The sequence below is a fragment of the uncultured Nevskia sp. genome, assembly GCF_903885465.1.
Lineage (GTDB): Bacteria > Pseudomonadota > Gammaproteobacteria > Nevskiales > Nevskiaceae > Nevskia.
On sequence record NZ_CAISIQ010000026.1, the window covers coordinates 1 to 18731 of the forward strand.

21 protein-coding genes and 1 pseudogene are annotated in these 18731 nt (G+C 63.5%); 11 read left to right on the forward strand and 11 right to left on the reverse strand.

Features of this window, described 5'->3' with window-relative positions:
* The first annotated feature begins 130 nt into the window (after positions 1 to 130).
* Complete coding sequence (locus tag QZY06_RS00875; protein ID WP_295678977.1) at positions 131 to 1057, forward strand: hypothetical protein; 927 nt, start codon at positions 131 to 133, stop codon at positions 1055 to 1057.
* Positions 1058 to 1272: 215 nt separating this feature from the next.
* Here QZY06_RS00875 and QZY06_RS00880 read toward each other — a convergent pair whose 3' ends face one another.
* The 3 genes from QZY06_RS00880 to QZY06_RS00890 are packed head-to-tail and all read right to left on the reverse strand — an operon-like array spanning position 1273 to position 3015.
* Positions 1273 to 1731, reverse strand: a complete 459-nt coding sequence (locus QZY06_RS00880; protein ID WP_295678980.1) for a DUF3237 domain-containing protein — start codon at positions 1729 to 1731, stop codon at positions 1273 to 1275.
* A 27-nt stretch (positions 1732 to 1758) separates the two neighbouring features.
* The gene (locus QZY06_RS00885; RefSeq protein ID WP_295678983.1) at positions 1759 to 2610 is read right to left on the reverse strand and encodes a metal-dependent hydrolase; all 852 of its coding nucleotides are present in this window, start codon (positions 2608 to 2610) and stop codon (positions 1759 to 1761) included.
* A 30-nt stretch (positions 2611 to 2640) separates the two neighbouring features.
* Positions 2641 to 3015, reverse strand: coding sequence for a DUF2834 domain-containing protein (locus QZY06_RS00890; RefSeq protein WP_295678986.1), 375 nt, complete (start codon positions 3013 to 3015; stop codon positions 2641 to 2643).
* A 458-nt stretch (positions 3016 to 3473) separates the two neighbouring features.
* Here QZY06_RS00890 and QZY06_RS00895 point away from each other — a divergent pair, with 458 nt between their 5' ends.
* Positions 3474 to 4154 (forward strand): MerR family transcriptional regulator, encoded by a 681-nt coding sequence (locus tag QZY06_RS00895; protein WP_295678989.1) that lies wholly within the window; start codon positions 3474 to 3476, stop codon positions 4152 to 4154.
* Positions 4155 to 4227: 73 nt separating this feature from the next.
* Here QZY06_RS00895 and QZY06_RS00900 read toward each other — a convergent pair whose 3' ends face one another.
* From QZY06_RS00900 to QZY06_RS00910, 3 genes are all read right to left on the reverse strand, one after another.
* Positions 4228 to 5319: a phosphotransferase gene (locus tag QZY06_RS00900; protein ID WP_295678991.1), complete on the reverse strand. Its 1092-nt coding sequence runs from the start codon at positions 5317 to 5319 to the stop codon at positions 4228 to 4230.
* A 114-nt stretch (positions 5320 to 5433) separates the two neighbouring features.
* Positions 5434 to 6327, reverse strand: a complete 894-nt coding sequence (locus tag QZY06_RS00905) for a metal-dependent hydrolase (protein ID WP_295678994.1) — start codon at positions 6325 to 6327, stop codon at positions 5434 to 5436.
* A gap of 3 nt (positions 6328 to 6330) precedes the next feature.
* A complete protein-coding gene (locus QZY06_RS00910) occupies positions 6331 to 7284 on the reverse strand; it encodes an alpha/beta fold hydrolase (protein ID WP_295678995.1) in 954 nt (317 codons plus the stop codon).
* Positions 7285 to 7432: 148 nt separating this feature from the next.
* On the opposite strand from QZY06_RS00910, the gene QZY06_RS00915 reads away from it, so the two are divergent.
* Positions 7433 to 7906, forward strand: coding sequence for a helix-turn-helix domain-containing protein (locus QZY06_RS00915; RefSeq protein ID WP_295678998.1), 474 nt, complete (start codon positions 7433 to 7435; stop codon positions 7904 to 7906).
* An 8-nt stretch (positions 7907 to 7914) separates the two neighbouring features.
* Here QZY06_RS00915 and QZY06_RS00920 read toward each other — a convergent pair whose 3' ends face one another.
* Complete coding sequence (locus QZY06_RS00920) at positions 7915 to 8778, reverse strand: DJ-1/PfpI family protein (protein ID WP_295679001.1); 864 nt, start codon at positions 8776 to 8778, stop codon at positions 7915 to 7917.
* Between QZY06_RS00920 and QZY06_RS00925 the strand changes: the two genes are divergently transcribed.
* Together QZY06_RS00925 and QZY06_RS00930 are read left to right on the forward strand one after the other, a co-directional pair.
* Positions 8753 to 9730 carry a GlxA family transcriptional regulator gene (locus QZY06_RS00925; protein ID WP_295679002.1) on the forward strand — a complete coding sequence of 326 codons (978 nt, stop codon included), beginning with the start codon at positions 8753 to 8755 and terminating at the stop codon, positions 9728 to 9730. The two genes, QZY06_RS00920 and QZY06_RS00925, sit on opposite strands and share 26 nt — an antisense overlap.
* 154 nt (positions 9731 to 9884) lie before the next feature.
* A complete protein-coding gene (locus tag QZY06_RS00930) occupies positions 9885 to 10352 on the forward strand; it encodes a group 1 truncated hemoglobin (protein WP_295679003.1) in 468 nt (155 codons plus the stop codon).
* 104 nt (positions 10353 to 10456) lie between these two features.
* Here QZY06_RS00930 and QZY06_RS00935 read toward each other — a convergent pair whose 3' ends face one another.
* Positions 10457 to 11080, reverse strand: coding sequence for a hypothetical protein (locus QZY06_RS00935; RefSeq protein ID WP_295679006.1), 624 nt, complete (start codon positions 11078 to 11080; stop codon positions 10457 to 10459).
* 293 nt (positions 11081 to 11373) lie between these two features.
* On the opposite strand from QZY06_RS00935, the gene QZY06_RS00940 reads away from it, so the two are divergent.
* The gene (locus QZY06_RS00940) at positions 11374 to 12123 is read left to right on the forward strand and encodes an aspartyl/asparaginyl beta-hydroxylase domain-containing protein (protein ID WP_295679009.1); all 750 of its coding nucleotides are present in this window, start codon (positions 11374 to 11376) and stop codon (positions 12121 to 12123) included.
* 165 nt (positions 12124 to 12288) lie between these two features.
* Here the strand turns inward: QZY06_RS00940 and QZY06_RS00945 are convergent, their stop codons facing one another.
* The 3 genes from QZY06_RS00945 to QZY06_RS00955 are packed head-to-tail and all read right to left on the reverse strand — an operon-like array spanning position 12289 to position 15385.
* A complete protein-coding gene (locus QZY06_RS00945; RefSeq protein ID WP_295679012.1) occupies positions 12289 to 13764 on the reverse strand; it encodes a M28 family peptidase in 1476 nt (491 codons plus the stop codon).
* A gap of 2 nt (positions 13765 to 13766) precedes the next feature.
* Positions 13767 to 14243 (reverse strand): rhodanese-like domain-containing protein, encoded by a 477-nt coding sequence (locus QZY06_RS00950; protein ID WP_295679014.1) that lies wholly within the window; start codon positions 14241 to 14243, stop codon positions 13767 to 13769.
* 38 nt (positions 14244 to 14281) lie between these two features.
* Entirely contained in the window at positions 14282 to 15385 is a 1104-nt protein-coding gene (locus QZY06_RS00955) for a sigma-54-dependent Fis family transcriptional regulator (protein WP_295679017.1), read from the reverse strand.
* A gap of 597 nt (positions 15386 to 15982) precedes the next feature.
* On the opposite strand from QZY06_RS00955, the gene QZY06_RS00960 reads away from it, so the two are divergent.
* From QZY06_RS00960 to QZY06_RS00980, 5 genes and pseudogenes are all read left to right on the forward strand, one after another.
* Positions 15983 to 16615, forward strand: a complete 633-nt coding sequence (locus QZY06_RS00960; RefSeq protein ID WP_295679020.1) for an energy transducer TonB — start codon at positions 15983 to 15985, stop codon at positions 16613 to 16615.
* 61 nt (positions 16616 to 16676) lie between these two features.
* Positions 16677 to 17579 (forward strand): MotA/TolQ/ExbB proton channel family protein, encoded by a 903-nt coding sequence (locus QZY06_RS00965; protein WP_295679023.1) that lies wholly within the window; start codon positions 16677 to 16679, stop codon positions 17577 to 17579.
* Positions 17580 to 17592: 13 nt separating this feature from the next.
* Complete coding sequence (locus tag QZY06_RS00970) at positions 17593 to 18018, forward strand: biopolymer transporter ExbD (protein WP_295679025.1); 426 nt, start codon at positions 17593 to 17595, stop codon at positions 18016 to 18018.
* 30 nt (positions 18019 to 18048) lie between these two features.
* Positions 18049 to 18477 carry a biopolymer transporter ExbD gene (locus QZY06_RS00975; protein ID WP_295679029.1) on the forward strand — a complete coding sequence of 143 codons (429 nt, stop codon included), beginning with the start codon at positions 18049 to 18051 and terminating at the stop codon, positions 18475 to 18477.
* A gap of 39 nt (positions 18478 to 18516) precedes the next feature.
* Positions 18517 to 18731: pseudogene (locus QZY06_RS00980) on the forward strand (MBL fold metallo-hydrolase); the annotation flags it as partial.

Sequence of the window (18731 nt, forward strand, 5' to 3'; positions counted from 1 at the left end):
GTCACTTCGGTGACAGCGCAACGCAGCGTCAGCCTGACAAAATCCACGAGTATTGCCGGTGGCCATCAACGGCCCTGGCTCGATTACCAGAAGGCTCGTTCAAGAGCCGAAGACCCCGAGGAGAATCCATATGCCGGTCATCACCCAATCCTTCGCCGACTTCCCGAAAGAGCATGCCTTCCGCCACCCGATGAAGCCGGGCGGCCGGGAATCGCTGGCGCACATGCTGATGTTCCCCGAGCACGGCATCGCCGGCTTCATCTATCCCACCGTGCTCGCCGATGGTCATGCCAAGGGCAGGGCGACCTTGTTCGGGCCGGGTCTGAAGGAGCCGATCCACGAGCAGATCGACGAGGAAGTGGCGGCCAGCCTGAACTTCGACAACTGGGTTTCAGGCCCGCTGCGGATGGCAGTGATCGAGCCGCACAAGCGGGTCGATCTCGCCTGGAATGGCGAGCGCATCAAGTTCGATGGCCACTTCGAGGCGCTGCATCCGCCGTATGCCTTCAGCTCCCATCCGGACGGCAACCCGCCGTATTACGGCGATGACCGCACCGAGCAGCATGGCCGTCTGAAGGCGACGCTCGAAGTGGACGGCCGCAAGATGAATGGCGACGGCTACCTGGTTCGCGATCACTCCTGGGGGCCGCGCATCTGGGGCCTGAACCAGCACTACAAATGGTTTCACGCGACGACCGAGCGCTGCTCGATCCACTTCTTCGAAATGCTGTCCTTCGGTCGCCGCCAGGTCCGCGGCTTCCTGCATCAGGACGGCGTGATGCGCCATCTCACTGAAGTCACCTACGACTTCACCTACGACGATCAGATGATGCAGAAAACCTTCCAGGCCACGGTCACCGATACCGATGGCCGCAAGGTGCGGGTCGACTGCAAGGCTTTCGCCAACATCCAGCTCGAGTTCGATCCGATGGTCTATCTCAACGAAGCCGCGGTGACCGTGGAGATCGACGGCCAGACCGGCACCGGCTGGTGCGAGTTCTGCTGGAACCGCGACTATTACAACTTCGCGCGCGACTACGTGAAGCTGTACGGCTGAGGCCGCTGCGAGGTATCGAGCGGTTACAGACTGGTGTGGGCTGGGTGGCTTTGATCCCGCCTGATGAGGCGGTCATCGCGTGTGAGCTGACGACCGTTCGGTACACCGTTGGATAGACCAACGATGTTTACGGATTTACGGCCGTCAGCTTGTCCACGCAATCAATGAATCAGCGTCAAGTGTATGCATTCACTTGACGCTTCCAGCCTCTGGTTTCAGCGCAAGGCGTAGACGTCGTAGCCGATCTCCAGCTTCGCCAGATCCGCTTCGCCGATGGAGTAGCACTGAATGCGATTGAGCCACTGGTAGGCCGGATGCGCCGTGCGGAATCGCGGTGCGGTACGGACCTTGAGCTCTGCTGGCATCTGGCCGGCCAGGAAGTTGGCGTAACCATCGGGGCCCAGGTCGAGCATGCCCTGATAAGTGATGTCGATCAGCGCACCGTCATGACTTTCCAGCGTGCCGCGAACATCGACCAGCACCACGCCATCGGACCGCAAGGTGGCGAAGTCAGCACCGCCACCGCGCACCTTGCCTTGCAGCTTCGGCCCGGAGATCTCGCCGCCGGTGAGCGCGAAATTGAACCGGATATCGCCCGGCGCGGGTCCGATCACTTCGGGAGGCGCGATGCTGGCGCGGTAACTGAACAGATACTCGGTTTCGTAAGCAAACATGAGCGTGAGGTCTCGGGTTGGTGATGATTAAACCGCTGCAGCGCTGACCGATGGTTTGGCGACTCTCGTCCACTTCGCCTCGGCCTCTGCAAGCACCTCCATGCAGCGCGCCGGAGCCGGAAGATTGATCGGATCGTAGCGGGGGCCCAGGCACTTCACGAGTCGCGGAAGTACGTAAGCGAACAGCCGCCCCAGCATCCCGATGGTGCGCAGTCGGCTGAGCCATGGCCGCTTGATCTTCCCTGACTTGTAGTCTTCATTCAGCAGGTAGAAAGCCGTGGAGATCATGTAGGTCAACATGTGCCGACCGGCGTAGCAAATCCCGTAAAGGCGATACCAGTACGCGTTGGGATAGATCTTGTGAAACAGGTAATTGCAGACGTGCCGATGCTCGTATTCTTCGGCCAGATGCCAGCGCCAGAGATCGGCCGTTGGATCATCGACTGAAGGCTTGTGCAACTCACGCGCGCCTTCGAGGAAGAAGCAGGCAATCACCGGTCCCAATGTTTCGAATCCTTCCGCATAGCCCAAGGAGTACTTCAGGCCTTTTTCATTCCAGAAGCGATCGTAATCCGCCTTCATCTTCGCTTCGCGAGCGGCAAGGCCGGGATAGCCGGAGTCTCTCAGGAGCTGGTTGAACTTGGCGTGATTGCGGTAGTGCCGTCCCTCTTGAGCGATGAAGATCCGGCAGTCTTCCTTGAGCGCGGCCTGATCGTCGGGCAGCCGGTTCGAACCTTCCCGCACTGCCTTGTTCAGAAACGGTTCCAGATAGGGAAGAAACGTCGACGAGCCATTCCAGAACTGAGAAAACTCGGGATCTTCCGGAGCCCAATAGATCTTGGCTTTGGTGAAGTCAATATCAAGTTCTCTGACTTTCATGAGGTTTCCTCCAGCTTGGTGTCGCAGATGTCAGCCGATCAAGGCCGACGATGGATTCAGCTTCGCCTGACGATCCAGATGCCGTTCGCGAACGACCAGATACAACGGCAGTGCGAAGCAGGTACCGAGGTAGGAAAGGGCGAAGAAGAGCCAGCCCATCTTGGCGCCGAGACCGATGCGCTTGGCATCCGGAACCACCCAGACCAGGAACGCCGTCCAGGCAACCGCGATATCAACGGTGAGAAAAGCCGCTGCGCCGCCGAGCTTGTAGACGTCCGTGAAGAAGGACAAAGGATTGAGGATGTTGCCGCCGTTCTTCATCCAGTCGAAAGCGAACGGCCAGACGATCAACAACGATCCAAAACTGATCAGGACCAGAAATGCATGCTTGATATTGGTTGCCACGATGAGTTGCTCCGGTCGACCAGGTTGCGCCACGGATTGGGCGTATTCAGCTTTGTTTGAGATAACGACCTTATTCGATCAGCGGATCGGAATACAGGGACTTTTGAAACGCGAAAACGAAGTCTTCGGGGATGTCGAGAGCATCCCGCCAGAACTCAGCGACGCATCGAGCCTCACGGGAAACTGCTTTCGATAGCGGCGACGCGTTCCGAAGCCTGACCGCTGGGTCCAAGGCGCCAGAGCTGCGGTTTTCGGCTCGTCCATTCGAAGGTTTGTGCACGACCTCTCCTCGATTGCTGTGGCCATTTCCTTTAGCCTGCAGCATTATTATTTTGAGTATTACAAAAACGCGTATTGACGTTACTCGCAATAGCAAAACTCGTCAACTGTTAGATTGGCGGCCGAGTCAGGAAGTCACCCATGGCCGGGTAACCCTAGGAAATCGTTGAGCTATGAAGATGCGCGAGCTGGAACAACGTACGGGCGCCCGCCGTGAAGCAATCCGCGTTTACTTTCGCAAGGGTCTGCTTCCTCCGGCCACGCTGACCAAACCTAATGTGGCCGAGTACGGCGAAGAGCATGTCCGCGGCATTCTGACCATCCGCCGGCTTCTATCGGAACAGCGCCTGTCGATTGACGAGATCAAGCAGGCCTTGAATGGCCATTCGGCCCCAGTCCCCGGCGGTGCCACAACGCTATGGCAACTCGATGAACTGGTCGCTGCGCGTTTGGGTGCGGACCAGACCTTGGTGCTCCTGTCGTCCGTCACCGAGCGAAATCCGCAGGCGGAGGTGGACGCCAAAGCGATGCACGAGAGCGGCGCCATCCATCTTGTCACCCGTCAAGGGGCGCAATATCTCAGCCGTCTGGATGCTCAGATCGTCGGGGTTTGGGGCGACATGCGTGCAGCCGGCTTCACTGAAGCGCTGGGTTTTGATGCCAGCCTGTCGACGATTTACGTGGAGCGCGCCGACGACCTCGCCCGAGCCGAGATCACGGCATTCCTTGAGCGGGTGACGGGCTTTTCGCGGGAGAAAAAAGCCGAGTGGGCGCAGGCAGGTTTGACCTGCATGATCAGCCTGTTCTCGATGCTGCGATTGAAGGCCGCACTCAAACAGATCCGGGAGATCGAGGGCTAGCAAAGCGCTTACCCATTCCCCTCATTCCCGCCCTCACGGGAATTGACGGCAGGCTAGGTCGACGGCGTTGAACTCAGAGCCGGGCCAGCGCCTCGAAGCTGTTCAGGTCGCGTACTTGAGCCGCAGTCCGCTCGATCCACAGCTTCCACATCTGATCGCCACGCGGCGTGCGCTTGACTGCGCCCAGGCCGAAGACGCCGATCTGCAGGCCGTGGATGGCGTGGACCCGGTAATCGTCCCAGCACTGCGCCGCGTCGTAACCGCTGACGCCGTTGGCGACCAAGGCCTTGTGGTAGAGAGCCACCAGATCGCGTTCATGGGCGCGACGTAGCTCCGTGGTCATGCTGGTGCCCAGCCAGTAGGCGACATCGATGGTGCCGCGGCCGAAGCCCAGGCCTTGCCAGTCGAGCACCACTACCGGGCTGCTGCCGCCCTTGGCGTCGAACAGCACGTTATCGGCGCGCAGATCGCTGTGCCACAGGCACTGCGGATCGCTGAACACGCGCTTCCAGGTATCGGCGTGGTCGATCAGTTGCGCGGCTTCGCGCAGATCGGTTTCGGGCACCAGATCGCCGCAGAGTTCGGGGAAAGTCTTGACGATCTGGGCGAAGTTGTCGGTGGCGTGCGTGAAGATGCCGATCGGCCCCTTCAGCCAGTCCAACGTCGCCAGCCGGCTGTCGTGCCAGGTGGCGGCATGCAGCGCGGCTGCCTGTTCGAGCACGCGTGCCGACTCATCGGCACTGCAGCCGAGCAACTGATCGACCTGCCGCGCCGGCGCCAGATCCTCCATCAGCAGCACGAAATCGGTGACGTTGTCCGCAAGTGCCGCGTGGACGGCAGTGGGAATCGACATCGACAGCTGCGGCGCCAGCTCGGTGTAGAAACCGATCTCGCTGCGGTAGTAGCCGGAGCGGCTGCCGAACTCACGGCTGGTGGGATCCTTGGACGCGAACTTGCCGACCAGCGTGGCCGGGCCTGCTCCGGGGGCGTCGTAGCTCAGCGTGAACCGATAGGAGTCACCCAGCTGGCCGGTGCCGCAGGTTGCCCGCTGTACGTCGACGACCTTCGCCGTCTCGTTCAATCGCCCGTTTGCGACCAGCACCGCGGTCAACCATTCGGGACTGATCTGCTCGACCGGTACGACGGGCTCGAAAGCTGTGTTCATGTTCCTCGGATCCTGGCTCAGCGGAGCCGGGACTATGCCCACTTGCTCATCGGCTGACCAGACTTCAGGAAGCTGCGCGCTCAGCAGAATTTGCCGCGAGCGCGCAGCTTCGATTCACGCCGCGGCCAGCACGCCCGGCGAGCTTGCGATGTAGCGCAGCGCCTGCTCGGTGGAAGCCTCGTGCACCGGGTGGTAACCGGGCTTGAGGAAGCGCAGCGCCTGGCCGGCAAACCAGCTGACTGAAGGCACATTGCCGCGATCGGCACTGCGCTGCCAGGTGCGCCAGAAACGCAGGCCGAGCGGCTTGGCATCGGCAGGAGCGAAGCTGGGGTCCTGCTCCATCAGACGCGCGGTGCCGACGGTGATGCGCTGCACCAGCAGCGGCATGATCAAGCCCATGATCAGCGCGCGCATCGGCCAGCGGCCGCCGAGATGTTGATACAGGTCAAAGGCCACGGAGCGATGTTCGATCTCCTCGGCACCGTGCCAGCGGAACAGATCGGCGACCACGGGATCGACGCCGCTTTCCTCCCAGGTCTTCGCTTCGATCACGAAGGTGCCGAGCGCCGCGGTGAAATGCTCGATCGCCGCGACCATGCCGATGCGCGACACCAGCCACTGGCGTTGCAGCCGTTTCGGCAGCTTGCGGCCGAAGGGCTGTGAATCGAGCACGCGCGTGAACAGGAGCACGTTGGTGCGCTCGAACGCGCCGCCGCTGACGCCGATGCGCTTGAGATAACCATTGATGGCATCGTGATGCGCGCGGCTGTGCACGGCCTCCTGCTTGATGAATTCCTGCACGTCGGCGCGCAACTGCGGGTCCGTCACCAACGGCAGGGCTTCGCGGAACAGGCGACAGAAGAAACGCTCGCCCTCGACCAGCAGATAGCTGAACTCGTTGATCGCATGGCTGGTGAAAGGATCGTCGCGCAGCCAGTGCAGCGGGGCGTTGTCCCAGTCGAACTTCACCTTGCGCGAGACGATGGCGGAGCGTGCGGTGCTGGACATGGCTCAGGCTTCCTCGACAGATGTCACGAACGCGGAGACCGCTTCGGCGAACGCCTGCGGATGCGATAGCGGTGCCCAGTGGCCGGCGTCGATCACGGTGCGACGCAGATTCGGCGTCCAGTCCGCGACGCACTCGAACAGCCGCGCCGGCACGAAGGGATCACGCTGCATCACCAGCAACTGCACCGGCACCTCGGTACGGCGCGGCTGCGGATGCCGCAGGCGCGGCAGCACATTGGCGCGATACAAGCCGAGGCCGCGTTGGCCGTCGGCCGTCTGCGTCGGCCGCGCGTCGGTCTGTATGCCGTCGATCCGGGCCAGCAGGCGTGGCCAGTTGCGGCCCACCAGCAGCTTCCAGGCAAGCTCTGGAAGCAGCGGCAACTGGAACACCATGATGTAAGCCGAGCCCAGTATCTGGCTGGCGCATTCGAGGAGATTCCGCGGTGTCGGCTTGCTCAGGCGGCGCTGAAACCAGAGGCCGGCATGATCCAGCGAGGGCGCCGCCGTGCTGTAGGACGCAATACGGCCAGCGAGTTGCTCGGACAACAGCGCCTCCCAGCCCTGCAAGGCACCCCAGTCGTGACCGACCAGATGCAACGGCGCCTGCGGGCTGACGGCACCGGCAACGGCGGCGAGATCATTGACCAGGTGCTTCAAGGCGTAAGCCTCGGTGCCGCGCGGTGCGGACGAGCGGCCGACGCCCCGCACGTCATAGGCGACCACGAAGTAACGCTTCGCAAGCCGCTCCGCCACGGCAGTCCACACCTCGGCGCTGTCGGGATAGCCGTGCACCAGCAGCAAGGTGGGACGCGGTTGCCGTGCGGTCGGCTGCCGGCCCCAGGTGTAGACCGCGAGCTGCACGCCATCGGAGTCCACATAACGGGCCGGTTGCAGCGCGTCAGCTTTACGGCCTTCGTCGGGCAGCGCCGCGTCGGCGGCGAGGGCGGATTGAGTCATGCGGTGCTTGCTCCGTTCAGGAATTGACGCTGCCACTGAATAAACATACTTTGCCATTGATTGATGGCGTAGTCAGCGTAAGTTCCAAAATAGAACCTTGTCAAGCTAGACTGCCTCCGATGGGCAATCACTTGATCGGGGCAGGGAAATGAAATGGCGGGAACTGGACGGCACTGCCTGTTCGGTGGCGCGCAGCCTGGCCATCGTCGGCGATCGCTGGACCATCCTGATCCTGCGCAATGCCTTTCTACGCACGCGCCGCTTCGACGATTTCCAGGCTGAGCTCGGCATCACCCGGCATCTGCTGGCCGGCCGGCTGGCCAAGCTGGTCAAGCTCGGCGTGATGAGCAAGGTCGCCTATCAGGAGCGGCCGCCGCGCTATGAATACCGGCTCACCGAGATGGGCCGCGACTGGTATTCGGTACAACTCGCGCTGGTGGCTTGGGGCGACAAGTGGCTAGCCGGCGAAGCGGGCGCGCCGCTGGAATTCGTCCACCAGAAGTGCGGCCACAAATTTCAGCCAGTCACCGTGTGCTCCGAATGCCGGGAGCCGCTCGACGTGCGCGAGATCTCGCCGATCATCGGGCCCGGATTGCGGCCGCCGAAGCGCCTGCCGGGCTGAAGCTCGCGTCAGGCTTCGGCCAGACGCCGATCGTTCAGCCGCGCCGCGGCACGATCCACCACCGCCTCCGACATCATCGTCGAGCTGATCTGCCGCGCCGTCACCAGAGTCGCTTCGTCAGCCAGTTCCGGGCGTCCGGTGCCAAACGGCGGCTGCGGCGCGTATTCGACGATCAGTTCGATCAAGCGCCCGGCAGATTCGCCGCCCCATTCAGCGGCCAGGCGCAGTGCGAAGTCCATGCCCGCTGTCACGCCACCGCCGCTGGCCCGATTACGGTCGATGACCACGCGCGCATCGTCCGGGATCGCGCCGTATTTGCTCAGCCACTCTCGCGGATACCAGTGGCAGCTCGACCGGTAGCCCTTGAGCAAACCAGCCGCGCCAACCAGCAGCGAACCGGTGCAGACGCTGGTCACCCATTGGGCTTGTGCGCCAAGCCGGGCAATGGCGTCCACCAGCACCGGATCCTCCATTGCATCGAAGGTCGGCTTGCCGCCACCGGGGACGAACAGCACGTCCGGCGCTGGTGATGCGTCCTGGTAACGGTGGGTGGCGATGAACTCCAGTCCGGTATCCGTGACTATCGGGCCCTTCTGCGCGGCAATGAACTCGAACTGCACCCCGGGCACGAACTGCCAGACGGTGATCGGTGCAATCATGTCCAGCGAGGTGAATCCCGGGTGAAGGACGCAGGCGATTTTCATGAGGCTCTCCAATGGCAGGGCCTGTAGCTTTCCTGTCGCGACAGACCGGCACAAGGACGAATATCCGGTGATTCCGGCCACCGGTGAGACGTCCGTAATCGTCGCCGCTAAGCTCGAACCCAGGCCCCAGCATCGTTCGCCCATGACGCCCCGTTCGCCGCTCACCATCGGCTTCTTCCTCACCGCCGATTTCGTCCTGCTCGACCTGAGCGGCGCGCTGGAGCCGTTCTATCTCGCCAACGTCATCGACGGCGAGCGCTACCGCCTGCGCGTGCTGTCCAATGCCGGCGGACTGATCAGAAGCTGCGAAGGGGTATTGCTCGACAGCGAACCGGCGACGCTCGAAGGCCTCAACACCTTGTTCGTGATCGGTGGCCAACGCGCGGCGCTCTACGACATCCCTGCCGAGCAGGTCGCCGTGGTTCGCGAGGCCTCAGGCCAGGTGCGGCGCGTGGCCAGCGTCTGCGTTGGCGCGTTCATCCTCGCCGCCGCCGGCCTGCTCGACGGACGACGCGCGACGACGCACTGGCGATACGCAGCGGATCTGCAGGCGCGCTATCCGCGGGTGAGAGTCGACGGCGATCGCATCTTCATCCGCGACGGTGCCGTCTGGACTTCTGCCGGCATCAGCGCCGGTATCGACCTGGCGCTGGCCTTGATCGAAGAGGATCTGGGCAGGGAGGTGACCGCGTCCGTTGCGCGGCATCTGGTGGTCTCGCACCGTCGTGCCGGCGGCCAGCTGCAGTATTCATCCTCGCTGCAACTCGATCCCGATTCGGATCGCATACGCCGCGTGCTGTCCTTCGTGCGCGACCATCTCGATCAGCCGCTGACTGTCGAAAAGCTGGCCGAGATCGCCAACCTGAGCGTGCGGCAATTCGGCCGAGCCTTCACGCGCGCCACAGGCAGCACGCCAGCCAAGGTGGTCGAGCGGCTACGAGTTGAAGCAGCCAAGCCGAGAGTCGAAGAGGGTCGCGAATCCCTGGACGCGATCGCGCGCTCAGTAGGATTCGCAGACGCCGATCGCATGCGGCACGGCTTTCGTCGCGTGCTCGGACAGACGCCGCGAGCCCTGCGTCGAGATGCCTCGGCTTCTGTGACGGTGGATACCGAGGGCTGACAACATCGCTACCGCGACCATCTTCGGCTTATTCCACACAAGCCCCGAACGGGGGGCCGCTCCAGTCAAGCGACTGGGCCTGCTCAGGCAATCCACCGCCCAAGCCAATCGATACGCTCACTCGCATCCTTCCTCAGCTCGCGAGCAAGTTTCCATGGAACAGCAAGCGTCTCTCTACACGCGACTCGGCGGCTATGACGCCATTTACCAGTTCGCAGCTGCCGCGCTCAGGAAAGCGATGGAGCATCCGGTGATCGGGCATATCTGGGATCACATGTCCGAATCCACTTTCTTCAAGGAGCACATCAATTTCGTGGACTTCCTGTCCGCGCAGTGGGGCGGCAATGTCATGTACCGGGGCAGGGACATGGTCACCGCACACCGTGGCATGGGCCTCAACGAGGAACACTGGAAAGCGATGTTCGATTGCCTCGAACAGTGCTACGAAGAGTTTGCCTTGCCTGAGGATCTTCGCGTCGAGATCAATGCGACGTTCGAGAAGTTCAAGCCCATGGTCGTCGGCAGTCCTTCCTACCGGGATGTGGTCCGTGCCCATCCAGAACTGGACATCACCAAGGGCATGGGCAGTGTCGGGGTGATCTGGCCGAAGCGATCTGGTTAATCAGACGACCATCAGCCGATAGACCACGTCGGCTGAGCATGTTCTCGATCGGCCTGCCGTCCGCGCTGACGAACTGACACGCCGGTCGATCGGCCGGGAAAGCTTTACTCCACCAACAGCGGCGGCACCTTCGGATCGAAATCGATCCATCGGCCATCGACGATCGAGCCCTCGGTGCATTCGATCTCCACTCCACCGTGGGCACGAAGGATCTCGACGGCTCGGCGCTGCTGCTCCATCGTCGGTGCCGAGACCGCGATCAGCGTGCCGCTTCTGCGAGGCGATGGATGCGGGGGCGCAGCTTCGCGTGGCTGTTCCGGCTCGGCATCGTCATGGTCAGCGCCAGCTACCGCATCGACGAACGCGCCGAAACTGGCCCCTGCGCCGGCGATCGCGCCCGCCGCGGGTCCCAGTGCCGGCGCCGCGGCCACTACGGCTGCGGCGCCGATGGCACCGACCAGGACGCCGCTGCTGCCAAGGCCTGCGGAGTCGTGACTGGCGGCCGGTATCGGCGGCCGATCCTGCGCGCTATCGGTTTCAGCGGCGGCGCCGACCTGGAACATCGCCAGCTGATCCTTCGCGAAGCCGGCTTCGAACAGATCGGCCAGCCCTTCCTGGGCATCCAGCTGGTGTTCGAAGTTGCCGGTGATGATGGCGGCGAGGGCACCAGGGCTGGTGATGTTGCCGGGAATGCTTCGTGGATTGCGGTCGGCGATGGTGTCGGTCATGGCGGTTCCAGGGTTGATAGCTGAGAACCGGGACAGCACCTTGCGTGCCCGTGGTGACGCGGCATCGGGCTTGCGGGAGCGAGGACAACGGGCACGCCAGATGATATTAATCGCGACCGTTCGGGGCTGGTCGCGGCTGTTCGAGTGCCTGCCGCGAACGCTTTGATCGCTGTTCTCGTTCGAATTTCAGAACAACACCAGGAAAAATCTGCCAGGCAATGTCCAGTCAACCTGAGCGACAGATCGACGCGCAAGAAGCGACGTCAAGACCTCGTCCTGCGCCCGAGCTACTCGTGCGCCCTTACACCCAGCCACCGCCGGCGACCCTGATGGGCCGCTTCCTGCGCGGGCTGGTCAACAGCCTCGAAATCGGCGTGGCGCGCGCTTCGCGCCTGCCGGATCTCGGGGTGTACGAAACCCGAGATTTCCCCTGGGCCAGCGCCCTGGAAGGCGGGTGGGGCGGCGTTCGATCGGAACTCGATCAGGTCATGGTGCAACGTGATCGCATGCCGAGCTTTCACGAAATCATCAGCGAAGTGTCGACCATCACCACCGACGATCGCTGGAAAACCTTCTTCCTGATCGGCGCCGGCATGGACTGCAGCGGCAATGCCGCGCGCTGCCCCGACACGATGAAGCTGCTGCAGGAAGTGCCGGGCATCGTCACCGCTTTCTTCAGCATCCTGGCGCCGGGCAAGCACATCCCGGCGCATCGCGGGGCCTACAACGGCGTGCTGCGCCTGCATCTTGGCCTGGTGGTGCCGGAGCCGCGCGAGCAATGCCGCATCCGCATCGGCGAACGCATCTGCACCTGGCAGGAAGGCAAGGCCCTGATCTTCGATGACACCTTCAATCACGAAGTCTGGAACGACACCGATGGCTGGCGCGTCGTGCTGTTCATCGATTTCGCACGGCCGCTGCGTCAGCCCTGGCATTGGCTCAACCGGCTGCTGATCGGCCTGGGTCCGCTGGCGCCGTTCCTGCGCGAAGCGGGGCGCAAGCAGAAGCGCTGGGAGAAGATGTTCTACTCGGTGAAGAAGTAAGACTCGCCTTTGCAGGCAAGGCAAAAACACTTTCCTTCAAATCTTTGCAAACCCTCGTCATTCCCGCGTAGGCGGGAATCCAGTTCTGATGCGATGCGCTAAGTCCCAAACTGGATGCCCGCCTGCGCGGGCATGACGGACTTTATGTCGGGTTTCTGGGGCACGCTAACTACCAGGAGCCGCACAGACCGGCGCCGGTATCGGCTTGGCATAGCGTGCCGCGATGGTGTTGGCGGCCCGGATTTCGGCAGGATCGGCGGTGAGCAGATCGTCGATCACCGAGCCGTAGAACTGCACGGCCGGTTCGAGCAGCGCAGCGGACGTGGTGTCCGGCGTATCGCCTTCGGTGTGGAAATACAGCGTGGTGCCGGAGATCGAAACGATCGGCACGCCGCGCGCATACATGCGGCGCTGCTCGCCGGGGTTGAGGATCGACGGCAGCACGCTCTGCGCCGGGATCAGGCCGCTCGACAACTGACGCGTCGATACCAGCGTCTGCAGCAAGGGGTTTTCCGAAACGAACAGCGTGCGCGCCGGATCGGCGATCGGTGCGGAGACGATGTGGCCATCGGCCAGCGGATAGTCGTAGCGGCCGGCAATCGCGGCACCCAGATGCACGTAGGTATAGGTGCTGGCAATCAAGGCCGGATGCGCATCGATGTAGCGCTGCAGGCCGAGGAAACCGACCTCGTGGCCGCCGGTGAACACGAATACCAGGGTCTTGTCGGGCAGGGTGCCGTTGGCGCCGTAACGCTCGGCGTAATAGCGCGCCAGGCTCAGCAGGGTGCCGACACCGCCGCCGCGCTCGGCGGCCGTGGTGAACCAGCCATTGGTCGGCGTGCCGATGACCAGGGTTTCCGCACTGCGGCCGGGAATGGTGGCGATGACGTTCGCCGAATGGCCACTGCGATAGTCGGCATCGAGCGTGAACTGGACCAGGCTTCCGCTCTGGCGGCGAACCCGCTGGCCATCCTCGGCGCCGACGAACAGCACCGGCAGGCCGCACAGTCCGGCTTCGGATTCGGCGTTGGCGGCAACGATCAGATTGGCCGGCCCCGGAATCACCGCGACCACGCCGAGCGCGCCTGCCGCGTGCGCGCGCTTGATCACCTCGGCCAGGTTGCTGAAGTTGCCGCGCGAGAGCAGCGCGATGTCGGCCAGCACCAGCCTGCCAGCTACCGAAGCTGCCGCGAAAGCGGCTGCCGTGCCGCTGCCGACATCGACCAGCTCGGCCCGCAGGCCTTCGCTGCCGGTGCGGCCGGAATACCAGTACGGAAACACGGTGACGTCGCTGCCATCGGCCAATGTTAAGGCCGTCTTGCGCGGCACGAACTGCATGAAGTCGAAGGGCTCGACATTGGTCTGCAGGCCGTAGCTGCGCAGCCTTCCATCCAGCCAGTTGACCAGCCGCTCGCCGCCCTCGGTGCCGGTGCGATGCAGACCGAGGGCGCTGTAGTCGAGCAATTGCCGATAGGCGTCGGCACCGGTGCGCGCAGGTGCTGCCGGCAGTTCAGCCGGCGCGCCCGGTGCGAGCGATACGGCATCGCTCGTGCAAGCACCGAGGCCAAGCAGACCGGCGGCGCACAGGCTTGCAAGACCGGAAGACCGGGCGAAGCGGGCGAGGCTGGACGCCGTGCTCATCGCTACGGCTTCACGACCGCAGCCTGCGACCAGCTACCGCCTTCCTCGATGTAGTTAGCGATGCCGATTGCCCCGGCCACCTTGAAGCCCTTGGCGGCCAGCAGATCGCCGGCCACGCCGGCACGGCCGGCGGGGTTCGAGACGGTCACCACCGCGCGATCCTTGGGAATGAATTTCAGGCTCTGCTCCAGCTGATCCGCCTGGATGTTCAGGAAGACCGGGAAGCTGCCCTTGCTGCCCAGTTCGTCCGGACGCCGCACATCGAGAATCAGCAACTGATCGGGCCGTGCCAGCAGCGCGTCCAGCTGCGTGCGATTGAGATGCTGAACCTTGTACTTCCAGGCAGCAGGTGCCTGTGCCGCGGTCGGGGAGGCGGCAGCAAGGACCGTCGGGGCCGCAGCCGATTGGGCGAGTGCGGCGGCGGTGGGGACGGCGATGGCCAGTGCCAGCAACCAGGCTGCGCGATTCGAGTGATTCATGGTGGTCTGCTCTTGGTTCCGATCAGTTTGGGGAAGACTCAAGCGGCGGCGGCGTTTTCGTAGCTGCCGTCGTCGGATTTGTCGCTGAGATGGCCGTGCTTCTTCAGCAGGGTGCGCATCACGTTGCGGGAAATGCCCAGGGTGGTTGCCGCGCGCACCTGGTTGTAGCGGCTATGGCGGAAGGCTTCGTCAACGATGATCCGCTCCAGCTCGTTGAACAGGTTGTCGCCTGGTTCGGCGAGCAGCGCCTTGGTCGCCGCGGCGATCTGCTCGCGCGGCGGCAGGCGTGCTGCCGTCGTTGCCTGCATCGAGGTCGAAGCGATGCTGTTCAGCTTCAGGTTCTCGGGCCGGATCTCGCTCTTCTCAGCCACCAGCAGCGCGAAGTGGATGACGTTCTCGACCTCGCGGATATTGCCCGGCCAGCCGTAGCTTTCCAGCGCCTGGCGAGTCGCCGCGGTGAACTCCGGCTTGCGCACTTTCAGGCGCTGGCTGTAGACGTTCAGGAAATGCGCGGCCAGCGGCAGGATGTCGCCCGGCCGTTCGCGCAGCGGCGGCAGGCGCACCTGGGCGATGTTCAGGCGATAGAACAGATCGTGGCGGAAATGCCCGGCCGCCACGGCATCGGCGAGATCGACATTGGTCGCGGCGACCAGACGGATATCGACCGGAATCGACTTCCGCGAACCCAGCCGCACCACCTCGCGTTCCTGCAGCACGCGCAGCAGCTTCACCTGCAAGGCCAGCGGCAGATCGCCGATCTCGTCGAGAAACAAGGTGCCGCCATTGGCAGCTTCGAACCAGCCTTCGCGACGACGGCTGGCGCCGGTAAACGCGCCGATCTCGTGGCCGAACAGTTCGCTGTCCGCCAGCTGCTCGCTGATCGCGCCGCAGTTGACCGCGACGAACGGCCCGCGCCGGCCGCTGCGCTCATGAATGTGTCGGGCGACCAGCTCCTTGCCGGTACCGGTCTCGCCGATGATCAGCACCGGCGCTTCGCTCGGTGCGATCTGTTCGAGATGGTGAAGGATGGCCTGCGACACCGGATCGACGAAGACCAGCGCCTTGGCGCGAATGGTCACTGTCTCCGCATTGCTTCCCGTGAGCTGAAGAATCTTCGGCTCACCATAAACAGACTCGCTCATCATGCTGTACTCCCTGGTGTCGCTGCCGTAATCGGCTTGTCAGACGCAGCACTGTACGGCCTGCGTTTCTGTCTAACGAAAGACTTCCAATTCCAGTGGCTGGTGTGCTGCCCTCATTCCTGCGGTCCTGACAGGATTCGACGCCGGGCAACGCTGGACGGCCCGCAGTATCCACGAATCGCCGCCATTGTCTTGGACGCAATCGGTATTTCGATAAGTCCCTGCACCCTCTGTTCCACGCTGGATTTCTTGACGAGTACGCAGTGCTGCCTGGCCGAGCCGCACCCGCGCTTGCCGCTGATCGCAGCGGAATAAGCTTGTTCTGCAGCTTCTGCCGCAAGAAATTGCTGCCAATCCAACAGTGGACAGATCGGCCTGCTGGATCAGCAGCAGGACTCCAGTTCCGAAGAATTCATTCGACGAATTGATGCGAACAGAAAATCTCATTCGGGTCATGCGCTTGAGTTCGTGATCGGCTCCATTCCGTGAATTGGCACAAGCCATGCCCCTGAATTCGGGACACCAATCGAATGCCCCTGACGCATTCGCTCCAGACATGAATCCTCCGACAGAGCCCGACGAACAGAGCCGACGACCTTGAACGACATCGAATACCCGGAGCCCCGAAAGAATCTTGCTGGCCTGACGGCGGTTGTCGGCCTGCATCTGGTGATTGCCTATGCGCTTGCGACCGGGCTTGCGCACAAGGTGGTCGATGTCCTGAAAGCGCCGCTGACGGTCAGCATCATCGAGGAGATCAAGCCGCTGCCGCCGCCACCTCCGCCACCACCGCCGCCGAAGCAGGTGCGCGTGCAGACCAACACCCCACCACCGCCGTCCTATGTGCCGCCGGCCGAAGTCGTGGTCGAGGCTCCGGCGCCGGTGGCATCGATCACCACCAGTTCGGAACCGGTGCCCGAGCCGCCGCCGGCAGCGCCAGCGGTGCCGGTGGCTGCGCCGATCGTCAACGCCGCAGTGGCCTGTCCGAACTCGGATCAGGTGCGTAGCCGCGTGCCGTATCCGTCACAGGCCGAGCGCCTGGGACTGTCCGGCAAGGTGCTGGTCGAGTTCACCGTCGGTGCCGACGGCACTGTGCGCAACGTCACCGCCATCAGCAGCAGCAATGTCTTGTTCACCAACACGGCGACCCGCGCCGTGTCCGAGTTCCGCTGCAACGGCCAGGGCCACGACGTTCGTGTCCGCGTGCCGTTCGCCTTCAACTACGGCTGATCCTGCCGACGCACGACCAGGCCGATTCCCAAACCCCGAGCATTCAACAAGAGAGACCACGATGACCTACTCACATACTTCCCGCACCTTCGTTGCCGCGCTGCTTCTCGGCCTGGCTTCGGCTACCACGCAGGCGGCCGATGCCGTCGCAGCCGATCCTGCAAGCCCGGCCGTCGTCACCGAGCAGGCCGCTGCGCCGGCACAAGCTGCAGCGCCAGCCACGACTACGGCATTGGCCACCGAATCCGTCTCCAACCCCTATGGCCTGGATGCGCTGTGGAAGGGTGGCGACATCGTCGCCAAGGCCACGCTGGCGATCCTGCTGGTGATGTCGGTCGGCAGCTGGTACGTGCTGTTCACCAAGCTCTGGGAGCAGGCCCGCCTGAATCGCCAGGGGCGGCGCGCCACCGAGACCTTCTGGTCCGCAGGTGCTATCACTGAAGCGGTCGAGACACTGGACCAGAGCAGTGCCTACCGCTTCATCGCTCGCGCTGGCGCCGAAGCCACCGAACGGCATCGCGGCCTGCATGCGCATATCAACCTGCACGAATGGACCCAGGTCTCGATCCAGCGGGCGATCGACAAGGTGCAGAGCCGTCTGCAGGGCGGGCTGGCCTTCCTCGCGACGGTCGGTTCGACGGCGCCGTTCGTGGGCCTGTTCGGCACGGTCTGGGGCATCTATCACGCATTGACTGCGATCGGCATCGCCGGGCAGGCGTCGATCGACAAGGTCGCCGGCCCGGTCGGCGAAGCGCTGATCATGACCGCCATCGGTCTAGCCGTCGCCGTGCCCGCGGTGCTCGGCTACAACTGGCTGGTCCGGCGCAACAAGTCGGCACTCGAGCAGGTCCGCAACTTTGGTTCCGAACTGCATGCCGTGCTGCTCGGCGCGCAGGCAACCCGGCCGGTCGAAGTGCCAAGCCAGCGTCGCCGCGAACAGCGCGCGGCCGCTGCCGCAGCCTGAGGAGACCGCGACCATGGGCGCCAGCTTCAAGACCGGAGACGACGAGGACGAACTCGTCGCCGCCATCAACACCACGCCGCTTGTCGACGTCATGCTGGTGCTGCTGATCATCTTCCTGATCACCATTCCGGTGGTCACCCGCGCGGTGCCTGTGGAACTGCCGAAGGAGGTCAATCAGCCGCGGGTGACCAAGCCGGAGAACATCAACCTGTCGGTCGACAAGAACGGTGGCGTCTACTGGAACGAGCAGCGCATCGGCAACAACGAGGAACTGGTCGACCGGCTCAAGCAGGTCGCCGTGCTGCAGCCGCAACCCGAGGTGCAGATCCGCGGCGATGGTGCCGCGGCCTACGAGCACGTCGGCCGGGTGGTCGTCGCCAGCCAGCGTGCCGGCATCCTGAAGCTCGGCTTCATCACGCAGCCGCCACCGCGCGGCTGACCCGACCAACCCCTACAAGGAGCAAGACACATGGGCATGAACGTAGGCTCGGGCAGTTCGTCCGATGAACCCGAGGTGATCGCCGATATCAACACCACGCCGCTGATAGACGTGATGCTGGTGCTGCTGATCATGCTGATCATCACCATCCCGATTCAGCTGCACGCGGTGAATCTGAATCTGCCGACCGGCAACCCGCCAGCGCCATTGGTGATCCCCGAAACGGTGCGCATCGACATCGATGCTGCTGGCGCGATCATCTGGAACGGCGAAACGATCGCCGATACCGGTGCGCTCGATGCCCGTTTGAAGGCAGCAGCGGCCAGTACGGTGGCACCGGAGTTGCACATTCGCCCCGATGCCAAGGTGCCGTACCGGGTCGTCGCTGGCGTGATGGCGGCGGTGCAGCGTGAAGGACTGACCAAGGTCGGTCTGGTCGGTGCCGAGCAGTTCCTCTGAATCACCTTTCCGCAGCCACGATCACGAGACCTGAAGCCCATGTTTTCCCGCCACACGCCGTATCCGCTGTACCTGCTCGGCGCCGCCGCTCTGCTGGCAACCGCCGCCTGCAAGCAGAAGGCGGTCGATCCGGTGACCGCCGCCGCCGACGCGCTGGGCGTCGCCCGGATCACTGCCATCGAGTACAGCGGCACGGGCCGCTGGTTCCAGTTCGGTCAGGCCGCCAATCCCGAGCTGCCGTGGCCGGCTTTCGA

Bases quoted from the DNA above. Each gene is read 5' to 3' on its own strand.
- QZY06_RS00875 (WP_295678977.1), top strand. From the start codon at position 131: ATGCCGGTCATCACCCAATCCTTCGCCGACTTCCCGAAAGAGCATGCC.
- QZY06_RS00880 (WP_295678980.1), bottom strand. From the start codon at position 1,731: ATGTTTGCTTACGAAACCGAGTATCTGTTCAGTTACCGCGCCAGCATC.
- QZY06_RS00885 (WP_295678983.1), bottom strand. From the start codon at position 2,610: ATGAAAGTCAGAGAACTTGATATTGACTTCACCAAAGCCAAGATCTAT.
- QZY06_RS00895 (WP_295678989.1), top strand. From the start codon at position 3,474: ATGCGCGAGCTGGAACAACGTACGGGCGCCCGCCGTGAAGCAATCCGC.
- QZY06_RS00900 (WP_295678991.1), bottom strand. From the start codon at position 5,319: ATGAACACAGCTTTCGAGCCCGTCGTACCGGTCGAGCAGATCAGTCCC.
- QZY06_RS00905 (WP_295678994.1), bottom strand. From the start codon at position 6,327: ATGTCCAGCACCGCACGCTCCGCCATCGTCTCGCGCAAGGTGAAGTTC.
- QZY06_RS00910 (WP_295678995.1), bottom strand. From the start codon at position 7,284: ATGACTCAATCCGCCCTCGCCGCCGACGCGGCGCTGCCCGACGAAGGC.
- QZY06_RS00915 (WP_295678998.1), top strand. From the start codon at position 7,433: ATGAAATGGCGGGAACTGGACGGCACTGCCTGTTCGGTGGCGCGCAGC.
- QZY06_RS00925 (WP_295679002.1), top strand. From the start codon at position 8,753: ATGACGCCCCGTTCGCCGCTCACCATCGGCTTCTTCCTCACCGCCGAT.
- QZY06_RS00920 (WP_295679001.1), bottom strand. From the start codon at position 8,778: ATGGTGAGCGGCGAACGGGGCGTCATGGGCGAACGATGCTGGGGCCTG.
- QZY06_RS00930 (WP_295679003.1), top strand. From the start codon at position 9,885: ATGGAACAGCAAGCGTCTCTCTACACGCGACTCGGCGGCTATGACGCC.
- QZY06_RS00935 (WP_295679006.1), bottom strand. From the start codon at position 11,080: ATGACCGACACCATCGCCGACCGCAATCCACGAAGCATTCCCGGCAAC.
- QZY06_RS00945 (WP_295679012.1), bottom strand. From the start codon at position 13,764: ATGAGCACGGCGTCCAGCCTCGCCCGCTTCGCCCGGTCTTCCGGTCTT.
- QZY06_RS00950 (WP_295679014.1), bottom strand. From the start codon at position 14,243: ATGAATCACTCGAATCGCGCAGCCTGGTTGCTGGCACTGGCCATCGCC.
- QZY06_RS00955 (WP_295679017.1), bottom strand. From the start codon at position 15,385: ATGAGCGAGTCTGTTTATGGTGAGCCGAAGATTCTTCAGCTCACGGGA.
- QZY06_RS00965 (WP_295679023.1), top strand. From the start codon at position 16,677: ATGACCTACTCACATACTTCCCGCACCTTCGTTGCCGCGCTGCTTCTC.
- QZY06_RS00970 (WP_295679025.1), top strand. From the start codon at position 17,593: ATGGGCGCCAGCTTCAAGACCGGAGACGACGAGGACGAACTCGTCGCC.
- QZY06_RS00975 (WP_295679029.1), top strand. From the start codon at position 18,049: ATGGGCATGAACGTAGGCTCGGGCAGTTCGTCCGATGAACCCGAGGTG.